At 35.4% G+C, this 13,763-nt stretch carries 15 protein-coding genes; 3 read left to right on the forward strand and 12 right to left on the reverse strand.

Annotated features, from left to right (window positions below):
* Positions 1 to 45 precede the first annotated feature (45 nt).
* From BW724_RS14585 to BW724_RS14625, 9 genes are all read right to left on the reverse strand, one after another.
* Entirely contained in the window at positions 46 to 1,227 is a 1,182-nt protein-coding gene (locus BW724_RS14585) for a MalY/PatB family protein (protein WP_088075917.1), read from the reverse strand.
* 146 nt (positions 1,228 to 1,373) lie between these two features.
* Positions 1,374 to 1,988, reverse strand: coding sequence for a YpjP family protein (locus BW724_RS14590; protein ID WP_088075918.1), 615 nt, complete (start codon positions 1,986 to 1,988; stop codon positions 1,374 to 1,376).
* Between the two features lie 149 nt (positions 1,989 to 2,137).
* Entirely contained in the window at positions 2,138 to 2,887 is a 750-nt protein-coding gene (locus BW724_RS14595; protein WP_088075919.1) for a sulfite exporter TauE/SafE family protein, read from the reverse strand.
* Between the two features lie 78 nt (positions 2,888 to 2,965).
* Positions 2,966 to 3,418, reverse strand: coding sequence for a bactofilin family protein (locus BW724_RS14600; RefSeq protein WP_235848982.1), 453 nt, complete (start codon positions 3,416 to 3,418; stop codon positions 2,966 to 2,968).
* A gap of 2 nt (positions 3,419 to 3,420) precedes the next feature.
* Complete coding sequence (locus BW724_RS14605) at positions 3,421 to 4,374, reverse strand: M23 family metallopeptidase (protein ID WP_140354976.1); 954 nt, start codon at positions 4,372 to 4,374, stop codon at positions 3,421 to 3,423.
* 278 nt (positions 4,375 to 4,652) lie between these two features.
* Positions 4,653 to 6,962 carry a transglutaminase-like domain-containing protein gene (locus BW724_RS14610; protein ID WP_088075922.1) on the reverse strand — a complete coding sequence of 770 codons (2,310 nt, stop codon included), beginning with the start codon at positions 6,960 to 6,962 and terminating at the stop codon, positions 4,653 to 4,655.
* Complete coding sequence (locus BW724_RS14615) at positions 6,959 to 8,206, reverse strand: DUF58 domain-containing protein (RefSeq protein ID WP_088075923.1); 1,248 nt, start codon at positions 8,204 to 8,206, stop codon at positions 6,959 to 6,961. The genes BW724_RS14610 and BW724_RS14615 overlap by 4 nt, the downstream gene beginning before the upstream one ends.
* Before the next feature lies 1 nt (position 8,207).
* Complete coding sequence (locus BW724_RS14620) at positions 8,208 to 9,158, reverse strand: AAA family ATPase (RefSeq protein ID WP_235848983.1); 951 nt, start codon at positions 9,156 to 9,158, stop codon at positions 8,208 to 8,210.
* 239 nt (positions 9,159 to 9,397) lie between these two features.
* Complete coding sequence (locus tag BW724_RS14625; RefSeq protein WP_088075925.1) at positions 9,398 to 10,234, reverse strand: CsxC family protein; 837 nt, start codon at positions 10,232 to 10,234, stop codon at positions 9,398 to 9,400.
* Positions 10,235 to 10,764: 530 nt separating this feature from the next.
* Between BW724_RS14625 and BW724_RS14630 the strand changes: the two genes are divergently transcribed.
* The 3 genes from BW724_RS14630 (at position 10,765) to BW724_RS14640 (ending at position 11,619) form a co-directional block, all read left to right on the forward strand.
* The gene (locus tag BW724_RS14630; RefSeq protein WP_088075926.1) at positions 10,765 to 10,869 is read left to right on the forward strand and encodes a YjcZ family sporulation protein; all 105 of its coding nucleotides are present in this window, start codon (positions 10,765 to 10,767) and stop codon (positions 10,867 to 10,869) included.
* Between the two features lie 114 nt (positions 10,870 to 10,983).
* Positions 10,984 to 11,088 carry a YjcZ family sporulation protein gene (locus BW724_RS14635; RefSeq protein WP_088075927.1) on the forward strand — a complete coding sequence of 35 codons (105 nt, stop codon included), beginning with the start codon at positions 10,984 to 10,986 and terminating at the stop codon, positions 11,086 to 11,088.
* A gap of 324 nt (positions 11,089 to 11,412) precedes the next feature.
* Positions 11,413 to 11,619, forward strand: coding sequence for a hypothetical protein (locus BW724_RS14640; protein WP_088075928.1), 207 nt, complete (start codon positions 11,413 to 11,415; stop codon positions 11,617 to 11,619).
* A 117-nt stretch (positions 11,620 to 11,736) separates the two neighbouring features.
* Here the strand turns inward: BW724_RS14640 and BW724_RS14645 are convergent, their stop codons facing one another.
* The 3 genes from BW724_RS14645 to BW724_RS14655 all read right to left on the reverse strand — a co-directional run bounded on the left by BW724_RS14645 (position 11,737) and on the right by BW724_RS14655 (position 13,584).
* Positions 11,737 to 12,387, reverse strand: a complete 651-nt coding sequence (locus BW724_RS14645) for a glycoside hydrolase domain-containing protein (protein WP_088075929.1) — start codon at positions 12,385 to 12,387, stop codon at positions 11,737 to 11,739.
* A gap of 130 nt (positions 12,388 to 12,517) precedes the next feature.
* Entirely contained in the window at positions 12,518 to 12,871 is a 354-nt protein-coding gene (locus BW724_RS14650; protein WP_088075930.1) for a hypothetical protein, read from the reverse strand.
* 206 nt (positions 12,872 to 13,077) lie between these two features.
* Positions 13,078 to 13,584, reverse strand: a complete 507-nt coding sequence (locus BW724_RS14655; protein WP_088075931.1) for a DoxX family membrane protein — start codon at positions 13,582 to 13,584, stop codon at positions 13,078 to 13,080.
* Positions 13,585 to 13,763: the final 179 nt, after the last annotated feature.

Genomic DNA, 13,763 nt, shown 5'->3' on the forward strand with positions numbered 1-13,763 from the left:
AAATAAGCTGCCTCTCCTCTCAATATCTCCTATCAATAAAACAAATTATTTTCTAAACTCCTTAATTGCTTTTTCAATTCTTTGAAGTGCTTCCTCCAAAGTCGCCCTTCTACACGCCATATTCATGCGAATAAACCCTGCCCCTTCTTCACCGAATTCGAAACCATTATTCACTGCTACTTTCGCTTTTTTTAATAAGAAATGGAATAATTCCTCTTGATTTAACCCTAAGACTCTGCAATCAATCCAAACAAGATAAGTCCCTTGAGAGTTGACTAACTTCAGTTCCGGTATGTTTTTCGATAAATACTCTCTTAAATAATGAATATTTCCTTCAATGTAATTAAGACACTGTTCTAACCATGCCTCACCAATTTCATAAGCTGATTTAGCTGCTTCTAGAGAGATGGGGTTAGCCATTGCTTGATAGTTCTCTTCAAGCTTCTTCTGAAAAGTAGCTCTCATTTCTTCATCTTCAATTATTGTAAAGGACGTATTAAGACCTGCCATGTTAAATGATTTACTTGGAGAAAAACATAAGACTGATTTCTTACTCATTGTATCTGACACTTTCGAGAAAACTGTATGTTGATGATCCCGCAAAATAAGATCTGCATGAATTTCATCAGAAACAACCAATAACCTATATTTATCAACGATCTCTCCTAATCTTTGAAGCTCATCGAGAGACCATACTCTACCAACCGGGTTGTGAGGGTTACATAATAACAGCATTTTTGCATCTGTTTCTTCGATTTTTTTAACAAGATCATCAAAGTCCATTTCATATTTTCCATTTTTAAATTGAAGTGGATTTGTCACTAGCTCTCGACTAGTATTAGCTACAACTTTAGAGAATGGGCCATAAACTGGAGTTTGGATTATTACCCGATCTCCAGGATTAGTAAAAGCTTGAATAGATGCTTGAACAGCAGGCATGACACCAGGGCTGAAACAAACTGATTCTTGATTCACTTGCATCTGATGCCTTTTCGAAATCCACAGAGCAACTACTTCTTTAACCTCTTCTGTCAACATCGTGTATCCAAAAATACCTTCGTCCACACGTGCCTTCACCCTATCAATTATTTCAGGTGGTAGCTTGAAGTCCATTTCTGCTACCCAAAGCGGTATGATATCCTCTTCTTCGAAATGCTCGTTAGCCATTGACCATTTTGCAGTGTTTTTATATGTTGAGTGGTGTTCTTCATCAAAATTATAAGCCATATTAAAGTCACTCCTGATTATTTTTTTGTAAACTTGAAATTAGCATTAATGTAATTGTACTCTTTACAAGCTACTTGCTTTCCACAGGCGAAATAAAATAAAAAGAGTGGCCCTGTTTTGATCATTCATGAAGGGCTCACTCTTTCTTATGACATCCATTTTGGTGGAGTGTTTTTATCCCAGTAAACATCTCCAAGTTGATAATGCTCCTCAAAACCATCCTTTTCTAAATGGTAGTGAAAATTAAACCAATATCCATCCTTAGGTTTGTTATCACGTCTTACATGGAACATAGCAACATCTTTTTTAGCTTTATGATCATATAGGTTAAAAATTCTCTCCCCATACCCATTCGTTACTTGCTCTGTGATCTCGTAATAAGTAAATTCTTCCTCTCCTGCATCTTGAAGAATCATTTTCAAAACTTCTTCCATGTTTGGAAGAATAGTAGTTGTAATATCCGTTTCCACTTGTTTCAAAATTTTTGGACCTAGTTTATTCAAAGTTCTATCTTTTGCCTGTTCTGTAATCATACTTACTATATAATCACTATTTGTGTAATGCTCACTATCTTCTATAGATGATTCCGTATCCTCCTCAAAAATGGAAGGATTCTGATCTTCAATAGTACCATCTAATTCTTTATTCGTTTCTATCTCATTGGAATTCGCATTTGCTTCTAAATAAGTAGGGGGAATAAACATCCCTAACGTCATAAATGTAATTAAAATTACGGATATTTTTTGAAACCAAAGCTTCATCTATAAAACCCCTCGTTTCTTTGCCTATACTTTATTTTACCATCTCCAATATAAAAGTCTAGGAATCTATTTAAATAAATTTGTGTAAAATTATATGATTTCTACCCAGTAAAAACATAAATGATACTTTCTCAGCGGCTCAGGTTAGCTCATGGGAGAAGCAGTCTAATTCCACCCATTGCTGCTAGTATAAGGACAATAATGTTAAAGTGTTTTTGTGAAATGAGTGGCACCAGTTTTATACCAATAAAGGTTCCAATTAGAATAATAGGGACTAGCCAAAGGTTCAAAGTAAGTGTCTCCAAAGTAATCAGCCCTAATTGACTATACAGTGGAACTTTAATTAAATTGACTGAGAGGAAAAACCATGCTCCCGTCCCGATGAATGAGTTCTTTGGTAATCCAATCGCTAACAGAAAAATAGCCATTATTGGCCCTGCTGCATTCCCTATCATGGTAGTAAAACCTGCTAATGTTCCCATCACAATAATTAATGTTTTAGAATGAGGGAGTTTATTCCAAGCAGTTCCGAAACGTTCCTTGCAAAATTGTACAATAATTAAGGTTAAAATAATTAATCCTAGTATAACCTCAATAGGCCTACTTGCTTCAATTGCGAAAAGCAAAATATACCCAGCAGTAATTCCACCTAATACCCACGGAACTAAATACAATAAAGTTTTCCAATTAACACTTCGACGATAATAGGTAACAGCTATCAAATCAGCCGTAATTAACATTGGCAAAACGATCCCGATAGATTCTCGCGCTGGAAATACCGTTGCCATTGCAGCAACAACTAGTATTCCTAAAGTAGGTATTCCTGTTTTTGATATACCAATTAAGATAGCGCAAAAAAGTACAATAAGTATATTTAAAGTAGATAAATCAAAAAGCATCGTCTCTCTCCCTAAAAAGTAAAAAAGGCTGGACAAAAGGAAGCACATTAGTTTGTCTCAGCCTACCACTTTATATTATCAACTTGTTTTTTCGTCGTCTAATGCCTTTTCCACGTTTGAAATTTGTTTCACTGAATCTTGTTGTTTCATTACACTTTCCCCTTGGAAGTGCCCATTTTCTTCGATAATAATCGTTTTCATCACAGCAGAACCTACTAAAGAACCTGTTGCTAAGATTTGGATCTTATCTTCTGCCTCGACAGCACCATGAACTTTTCCTGCTATGAAGACATTTCTAGCTTTTAAACTGTTTTCAACATAACCGTCTTTTCCTATAGTGACATCACCAGAACAGATTACTTCACCAAATATTTTCCCGTCGATGCGTATACTTGATTCCACATTCACTTTACCTTCAATTTTCGTCTCTTCCCCAATAACCGTGGAAATTTCACTTAACTGCTTTTCATTCTTCTTGTTTGAAAACATAGCACGTACCAGCACTGCTGGTAGTCCACCTCCTGTATTCAAAATTAGTCTTCAGTATCCCGTTCATGAAAGGTCATATATAGATAAGGATCAATTTGCTCCCCATTTCGGAAGATTTCATAGTGTAAGTGAACGCCAGTACTTCTGCCAGTAGTTCCCATACCACCGATTTCATCTCCCTTTCTTACTTGATCTCCTACTTCAACGTAGATCTCATTTAAATGTGCATAAAGAGTTTCATAAGTATCGCTGTGTTTTACAATGACTGTAAGGCCATACCCTCCATTATTTCCAGCATGGACTACGGTACCATCTGCAGCTGTATAAATAGGTGTATTTAACGGAGCGGCAATATCTGTACCTGAATGAAACCTTGTCCACGCCGTAAAAGGATCACGTCGGTTTCCGTAATGAGAAGTAATCCTTCCCTCAGCAGCAGGAAATAGTGTTGGTGTAGTTCGAAGTTTTTCTTCATATTCTGTTATTCTATTTACTGTTTCTTCAAAGCTTTCAATTAGTTTAGGTAACTCGTTTTTCATTTCCCTCAAACCTGTTATATTGCCTTCATTCAAAGAACCATGATTTTCTGGAAATACTTTACCACCGCTAGGTAAATCTTCATATTCTTCCAAATCAGATGGCATTTCAAGTTCAAGATCATTTAGTCGAGATTCAAACACCTTAAACTCTTCAATCGTATTCTGAACTGCAAGGGCCTCTTCCTGTAAGCTTTCATATTCTTGTCTAATATCGGCAATTTCCTTATTCTTCTGGCCGATTCTATCTTCCTTTTCTTCTATAGTCTCAAAAAGTAGGTCTTTTTCTTGATTTAAGTAGTTTATATGTAATATTAATCCAGCTATTAAGAATGGTAATAGGATAATGAGTGCAAATATATAATGTACGAATCTCTTTGAAACCGATATGCGTTTTATTGAATCGTGAGGTCCAGAAGATAAAATAATGTTCCATCTTTTTAAATGATTTTTTTTACTCACTGGTATATGTCCTCGACCTATAGGGATCAAGGTCCTCCTTTCTACAAAATAAGTAACACACCTCTATTATTCTATCATTTATTAGGTTGTGATTTGCAAGTAAAAACTAGAATAAAAACTAGACTTGTCCCTTTTAGTCGCTTTTAGCATACTCATGCCTGTTTTATTCACAAAAAAATAGAGCTACTTGATAATAAAAGTCGCTCTATTCCCTCTTCCAATTTTTGTTACTCTGTTATACTTTAAAGTTAAATACTATCTATATCCTCTTACAGATGCTATTTTTTAAGTAATTTCTTCAATATGTCTAACTTTTCCTTAAAAGCTTCTTCATCCCTTTTATTTAAGGATACATCACTATACTTCGCACTTTCAAACATTATTAAAACATCTTTCAGTAGCTTAGATATGTTATTATCCTTATTTATTTTTGTCCAATCATGGAAGGCTTCCTTTAATGTTTGATTATCATAATACTTATACCCATGCCGTTTTGCATAGGAAAGGAACTTTTCCATTCTAAAAACGATATGTTGATTATAAGTATCTGGATTTTTTCTCCTCCAAATAAAAAGTCGTAACAATCCTTTTCTTCTAAGCAAAATGAAAGTAGTTAATATAATTAAAACACCTATTAAACCAGTAATCATAATTCTAGCTACTATTAGTAGATTTTCACTTATATTAAAGCCATCCTCTGTTCCACCTTCCTGTACCTCCCTATCTGCATCTCTATTCTCCGATTGGTTATCTCCATCATCTAAATAAATACTAGGGATAGAAAAAGCAGGAGTAGGTTCAAACGGAATCCAGCCATAGCCTTCAAAATAAACCTCAACCCAGGAATGAGCATTAGAGTTCCTAACTTCATAAACCCCATAGTCCCCTGGAGCTATATCCATATAAAGATAATCTTCCTCCCTTCTTGATCCTTGTGTGAACCCTTTGACCCACCTTGTTGGTATATCTAGTGTCCTCGTCATAACAACCATAGCCGTGGAAAAATAATCACAATAACCCTCTTTGACTTCAAATAAAAACCGCTCCACAAAATCAACACTTTCACTGTTATCCTCATCTGGCTCAGTTGTATATTCAAAATTCTCTCGTAGGTACGTCTCAATTGCCTTAACTTTATCGTAATCATTATCAGCATCTTCTACAACTTGCTCCACTAACTCTATTATTCTCGGTGATAATTCTGGTAGCTGTAAATATTTATCCCAATACTCTTCATGTTCAAATAAGTTATTTACTTCACGTAGCTTTTCTTCTTCTATCACAGGTACTTTAGAATAAATTGTAAAGTTTTTCGGAAAACTTCCAGGTGCCCCTACAAAATGCATTTCCTCAACATTTGGGAGCCAGAGAAAAGGTGATTCGTTATCAGCTTCACTTATTTCAGAGTACGGAAAATTGATAAGTTCCAAAACAGCATTGTCATGAGTATTCAAATTATCTTCTCTGTCCATGTCATTTAAAGATAAGGATTGGATAGCATAAGCTCCTAATATAACTTGACTTGAATAGGGAGAGTTTTCTGGAATGGAAAAGGTTTGACTAATATTTTTTGTTTTAAGCAAGGAATTGTCTATTGGTCTACTTTCGTTTTCTAACGTTGACACACCTTCTTCCTCTACAGAAAAAAAATTATATGCACTATAATGATAGTCAGGGTCTACTCCTTCCCACCCATTTCCCGTATAATGATAACGAACCTCTCCACGGTAATACGTAGGATCGGCTGTATCAACAGTCATGACCAGTGATTGATCAAAACGGAAGCCTCCTCCTAATTCACTATCGTCTCTCCCGTATCCTGAAACCTTCTCACCACTGTCAATCCCCAGTTCTCCTAATTGTTCAGGGAGTCTTATAGACGTTTCCTCCCCTTGATAATTCTTCCATGCTGTATAGGGATCTGTTAATAATGGGCGGATTGTGTCTGGTGTAAAAACGGTTACAATTAAAACCGCTGTGAAAAAGATGGTAATGGGTAGAATCACCGTTCCTGGATAATCCTTTAAATGATCATACCCTTCTGGACTTTTTTTCTTAAGCATAATAAAGTGATGGACAACTAGTAATGATAAACTAGCGCATATCATGATAACAATATGAGTTGTTAATTCATGACCACCATAGGTATCAACGGTTGTTAAGAATACTGTAGCTATTAACATGGTAATCATAGCTCTGTATTTGTGTTGGAACCAATAAATAAAAAATTCATAAATGAGCCATGTCCCCGTAGCAAACCAAATGTATGGAAATAAAATTGCCCCATCTAATATAAATGTCCAAAGAGACTCTCCAAGACCCCTCCAATAAAACGGGTCAGGCAACACTAATCTCCATTCAAGAAAATAACCCATAAATAAGAGAATAAATAAAGCTTGAACACACCTACGATAGAAAGGCTTCAACTGCAGAAACATATCAGTGATACAAATGACAATCAACGTTGTAAGAATGATTTGTTCTGTTACTGACAGCCAATAGTCAGTGAGCCAAATATAAAACGAATATAGGAACACCCCTGTTAAAAATATGACACTACGCTCCAGCCAGTCCTTTTGTTGTTTCAACGTGTCATACCCCTTTCTAACACAACAGGTAATTGTCCTAATGATTCAATATAGGAAAGATCAATACTTTCACTTTGTAAGAGCTGCTCCCATCTATCCAATTCCCACTTTGTTTTACCACCAATTAATAGATGGAATGTTTTCATTCCTCGTTTTTTTAACCATTTAAACCGCTGAAATAATTGATCACTTGTAAGAGGTGAGATGACAACAATACTTCCCCTGAAATTGTTCAAGCCATCATGAAGTAAAACATCATCTACCGTTCGTTCACCATTACATTCCACATGTAATAATCGATCTTCTATTTTCCTTACATAGGCCATTCCAGACTTAGGCTCCATATATTGATAATTTATTCCTGCAAAAAGGGAGCCTATTGGAATTTTCTCCTTCATTACATATTGAATAATTGATGCTGTAATAGAGACGGCTAATTCAAATTGCCCTCTATTGTGATATGCTCCCTTGTATTGATCGAGAACAATCAGCACTTTTGGAACGGATTCTTTAATGAATTCTTTGGACTTCCATGTACCAGTTCTTGCCGTAGCATTCCAATGTATTCGAGAAAGACGGTCTCCCATTCTATATTCTCTTACTCCATCAACCTCCTGAGTCTCTCTTTGATTGTGATGGAAGACATGTTGAATGGCAGCCTTCTTATTTGAGTTTATATAAGACCATTCTTTTATCCGTATCGTTTTCGGAAAGACTTTGAAAGAAAAGGGAAGATGAATGGTCTTGTTATGCTCAAAAAAATTTAACAGGTCTACTGTAGAGCATTCAGTAGTTGTATAGGAGTATACCCCCCGCTCTAGGTCAGGGATCGTATAGTTAATTTCACCGTTTCTGTAAAAATCAGGCACGAAGGAGGATTCACGAACAATTTCCCCCAAACGATTATGTGAAAAATGTTCTTTAATAAATACGTATGGAATGGGCCAAAAACCTGGTAGTTTAAAGGCAACCACCATTTGAAAAGAATCACCAGCTTCAAGACGTCCCTCTCTTTTTCTGTAAGATACTGATCTTTTCCCAATAATTTCTTTAATTCCACTCCATCTTGTCAATAGCAGCAAATAAGTAGAGATTATCGTCATAATTACAAACATGACAAGAGCTAATTTTCCTCCTGCGAACAATAGGAAAAGAAGGCTACTTAGCCAAGTTATAATTACCCCAATGAAAACTGGAAGTTGATTTTCTGGCAACCATCGATCTTTTATCTGCTGAAACATCATATCATTTCTCCATCCTCACAGGAGCCTTCGTATCGTCGATAATCATTTGACATATTGACTCAACAGTTTCCCCTGAGATTTGTGATTCAGGGTGAAGGATGATTCTGTGATTAAATACATAAGGCAGTATAAATTTCACGTCATCTGGTGTAACAAAATTCCTTCCTTCATAAAAGGCTAGTGATTTTATCCCATTCATCAAAGCCAAGGTTCCCCTTGGACTTACACCTAAAAAAATATGTTCATGATTTCTAGTTCGATTTGCTAGATTGATAATATAATTAACAATACTCTTCGAAACGAAAACTTCCTTTACTTCCTGTTGTATCTTAATTAAGGTTTTCACATCAGTAATTATTTCTACATCTTCCAATGGATCTTTTATTTGATTAATCAAAAGATCCTCCTCTTCACCTTTTGATGGGTAGTCCATATGAAACTTCATCATAAAACGATCCAATTGGGCTTCTGGAAGTAAGTAAGTCCCTTCAAACTCGATGGGATTTTGTGTAGCTAATACAAAAAATGGTTCAGAAATCTGGTGTATTTCACCATCTACTGTAACCTGCTTTTCCTCCATTGCCTCCAACAACGCCGATTGTGTTTTAGTGGAAGCACGATTGATTTCATCAACAAGTAGAAAATTTGTTAAAACTGGGCCAGGACGAAAAACAAACTCTTCATTTTTAGGATGGTAAATGGTAAAACCTGTTATATCTGTTGGCAATAAATCTGGATTACACTGAATCCTTCTATATGTACTTTCGATTGATTTTGCAAGGGCCTTAATAAGCATCGTCTTTCCAGTACCAGGTACCCCTTCCAATAATACATGTCCACCAGATAGTAAAGCCGTTATCAGTAATTTAATCTCAGTATTCTTACCAACAATTGCACGTGAAATATTATTCTCTAACTGCTCAAATAAACCAGTGTATTCATTAGTCACCATCATCAGTCCTCTCGATATCATTCGTGTTATATTTCTTCTATTAAATCCTATGATATCCTTGTTAATTTTATATGAATCTTAACATTTCATTTGTGTTAAATAGAAATGCGCAATCGTGCAGTCTGTAGCGAGTTCAATACAATTTTTATCTTTTCAAAATAGTGTTTCAAAAAAATAGAGAGACTGCCAGATAGACAGTCTCTATATATTAAATGTCCAAATTTCGAAACGTCATTGTCTTACCTTCTTTTCCTAGAAGCTACATCTATTTGCTGCTTTTGCAAAATCTTTATTCTTAGCTCAACTACCATCTTCTCTTCCATTGTTCTGAACGTACCTTCTTCAAAAGGTGCTTCAATTTCTTTTCCACCTTTAGAAATGACTCTTCCCATCTTCCTATCGAGAGACTCGTCATATTCAATAAAACGACTTGAGATTAATTGACATTTTGGTAGTTCATTAAATTCTTCCCCACTAATCTGGTCAAACTCTGAGAGATCAGCCGACAGCAGATCATCTTTTGAAGAAAAACCATCAGGAAGTGGCGATTTCGTAAAGAACGTAAATTCACTGTCTTGTGGGTGTGTTGAAAATATTGGTTTATTCTCATACTTTACTTCTACTACTTTTTCAAAGGGAACATCAATTGTTAATGAACGAATATCTGATACAACTTGTTTTTTTGATCCTTCCACTGGTGTAGCATATTGGATATTTTTTCTAATAAAACCTTTTAAAAATAGTTTTTTAGTTGGAAGCAATAGTCTACATTGCGTAACTTTAATGTTTTTCTTAATGTCTTTGATCTCTAATACGGGATCAGGAAAGTTAATTTTTGTTGTTAAGTCTATTTGAACATTCTCTTCTCCTAACACTACAGGAACTTTTACATGAGTGTCTTCATGATGGACTTTAGGTTTTGTGACTGGTTTCTTTAATGGTTTTTTAATAATCTCCTTTTCTATTTTCTCAGCTTTTGGTCGTTTCTTGCCCACTTTTCCTGCAAAAAATGGTGGTGGCGGAACACTTTTTCTTTTGTGCTTATCAAAGCAATGGTCACGCTTATACTTTGACATGATATCCTCCTTTCAACTATTAATAAATTTATTTAGTTTTGTTAGTATTCTATGAGACAACCGCTACATTGATTGGACAATCCTACTAATTCAATCGCCAATTTTTTCAGAGTTGGCATAGGGTTAGGACCTATAGACATTGTCCAAACTTTGTAACATTTTTCTACTATAAATGAATTTTTCCTACTTATAATAATAGTGGGAAGATCAATAATTTCTATACTAATGGAGATGAAATGAAATCATGTATATGGGACAACCACATAGCCATCATGGAGAAAGAATAAGCCACCCTCAAGGTAATACAGGATTGATTGATTACAATAAAAATCCATTTATTGTTATTTGGGAAGTAACTAGGGCGTGTGAACTTAAATGTCTTCACTGCAGAGCAGATGCGCAAACAAAGCCTTCATAAAGTTCCACATACTGCTAGTGCCTATTTTTTCGATTCACAATCATTCATCTAAACATATCCAACCCTCCTTTCATAACATGTTAGTAACCCTCAGAAGAAAGGGGGTGTTTTCATGACTTACGGTTACCATCACGGCGGATTTGCAGGAGGATTTGCCTTGGTACTAGTGCTGTTCATCCTACTTGTTATCATAGGAGCAGCAGTATGGGCTTGGTAATAACAACTCCAAAGGGCACCTTTCTTCAGGTGTCCTTATCTCATTTAAGAATCACAATTAACCATTTCTTTTCATAAAGTATAATGTACCTTCTTAAGAAAGGGGGATTAAATCATGACTTACTTTGGCCATACTGGCGGTTTCGCAGGTGGTTTCGCATTAGTGTTAGTCCTATTTATCCTGCTCGTAATTATCGGAGCAGCAGTTTGGGCTTACTAATCCAGTCCCCTCAATGAGAAAAGCTCCAACGCCTATGGGAACGAGTATTCTTATCATTTTAAATAAGGCTGGGACAAAAGTGTTCTAACTTATGAGAAACTCGAACATTTCGCTTCGGAAATATACTACGCTATTGTTAATAATGTTCGTATTTTCAGTTAAACACTCTAGTAATGTCCCAGCCTCTTCAAAATTTTTAAAAAATATGCAATCTTAGGTATACTCCCGTAGCTTTTTTTCCATTATATTGGTATAATTCAATTTAAGGTAAAGCGAGTGGGGTTTTGATTTAAAAGATCCTATCTTCTAAAGGAGGGCTTACTAATGATTATAGAAGAGCCCCATGAAGTGATGAAAGACCGCCTCCATGCTGTAGACATTTACTTATTAAATCAGGATCATGCAAAGTTGTTTGTTGTGGAAGGCGATGGACACGTGATCATCACGGACGAGGCAAATAAGAATTTCTTTATTATTCCAGAAAACATGATGGAGGATGCCGTTGGTTTGGGTTATACAATTGTTAAATAATCACAAGTTTTATTTCGGTTGTATATGTGAAATATTTCACATATATAACTTATTAACCCCCTCGACTATAAAAATGGTATCTCCAATGAGATACCATTTTTATTTGATACCTAATACTTAATATAATGATTCAAATAACCGCTGTTGTACTAATATTGTATCAATCGGACATTCTTCAGCATCTCTCCCATACTGCCAAGCCCAAACATTAGCTTCACAATTTGGAACTGCAGGGCTATAGGTGGGAAAATCTCTTTTAGTGCTTATACCTGACTCAGGTTCAGCACTCCAAAGGACAGTTTTTGAAAATACATCACGATTTCTTACAACAGCTTCACAATAGGCTTCATTAAAAGGTCCCTCTATTGGGTCAAAATAAATACCTGGTCGATAATCGCTATTAATCATTCGTTCTACCCAACCTAGAATCCAATCTGGGTCCACATCAAAAAAACGTTCCACATTCGCAAATATGAAAACACCCTTTGGTACACCTAACCTTTTTGCATTAAATAATGCGTTCTGTGCTGCTACTTTTCCAGCTTTTGCGCCTATTGCTTCTGTAAAATTATTATATATAGGTAAGATTTTCACCCCTTTACCTTTTAGGAAGTTTATTTCCTCTTTCGTCAACCCATCGCTAACATTTGGAATTGTATTTAAGTACCTCCCCCAGACGTCCGGTTGTCCAAAGTTATTTACGACACAATCATATAACTGTTGGTCAACCGCTGCCGCGGAGTCGACACCCCATATGACTTTTGGCATAGCCATCCCCTCCTTCGCATATTAGTATATGTCTGATATAGCAGGAAGAGTGAATAGCATTTCACTGAAAATTTAAACGAAAAAAGAAGTGCCCAACTGTTTCATAGTTGGCTACACTTCTAATCCATCATTAATACTCATCTTTAAACTTTTTTCTTGCATATACACGATGGATGATTGCGTTAATGAGAAATACTAATGTAATAACAGCAAAATATGCGTTCCATGATATGACATAATAAAAACTATAGTTTCTTAAGTTTTCAATATGTAAATTAGACGGATCCACAAATGGAAGAATTAATTGATAAATCCCAGTTGCAATTAGAAAGCTAAAAAGTACTTGACCAATTATATAAAAAGTCCCAATCCATTTTTTCATTCTGAACCGATCAATGATGATATAAAATAAATATCCAACACTAGCCATAATTAATAATATTAAAAAGACTAATGATATAATTAAAGTAGCTTCATTAATCAAATGTAATCCTCCCTTCTTAATTCTTCACCCCATGATAAAAACAATTATTTCCATTACAAGTCTATTATATTATATCTGAATACTTGTTGAAATAACTTATTTAAATATAACTTTCTGTTCTTTCTATAGCACAAACAATAAGATATCTCATTTAAAGGGATAAAAAAAGTGTCCCGATTATGGAACACTCTTTGTCTATTAATAAATTATGCTGCAGTAGTTTCAGCAGTATCTACTGTTTTAGCCTTGAAGATCTTCGCACGAAGGTAAGGAATGACGTAGTAATCTCCACCAATACGTCCTGCATTATATCCTGCTGCTAAGATGAAGATAGTTAATAAAATCATCCAAGGATTAGAAGATACTGTTCCAGCAAACATGAATGCAAAGTTCATCATAATTCCAAAGAATGCTGCAGCTGTTGTTAAGACACCTACTAATAATCCAAGGCCAACTAATAGCTCTCCCCAAGCGACCATAAAGCTAAATACGCCTGCGTTTGGTAATGCGAATGTTTCAATAAAAGCATGATATGTTGGATATTGACCTGCAACTGCTTCGTTTGCAACGACGCCATGTAAATAACCTTCTGCACTAAATCCTCCTGTTACTTTCCCCCAACCTGCTGTCATCCAAGACCATCCAAGATACACACGTAAGATTGTTAAAATACCCGCAGCGATTTTGTTATTTCTTAAAAATTCCATAAACATAATTAATTCCTCCTAAAATAATTTATAATTTCAATGTCAAAGGCAACAACGATAATGAAATAAACTTTCTTTTGAGTAACAACCCATTTTTCAAAACATATTTGTTATTTAGTGATCACTAACTCTCTCTTACACTTACAGTATATAATGAAAATAAGCCATTGGAGCGGTTCACCTGT

The organism is Litchfieldia alkalitelluris (genome assembly GCF_002153425.1).
Lineage (GTDB): Bacteria > Bacillota > Bacilli > Bacillales > Salisediminibacteriaceae > Evansella > Evansella alkalicola.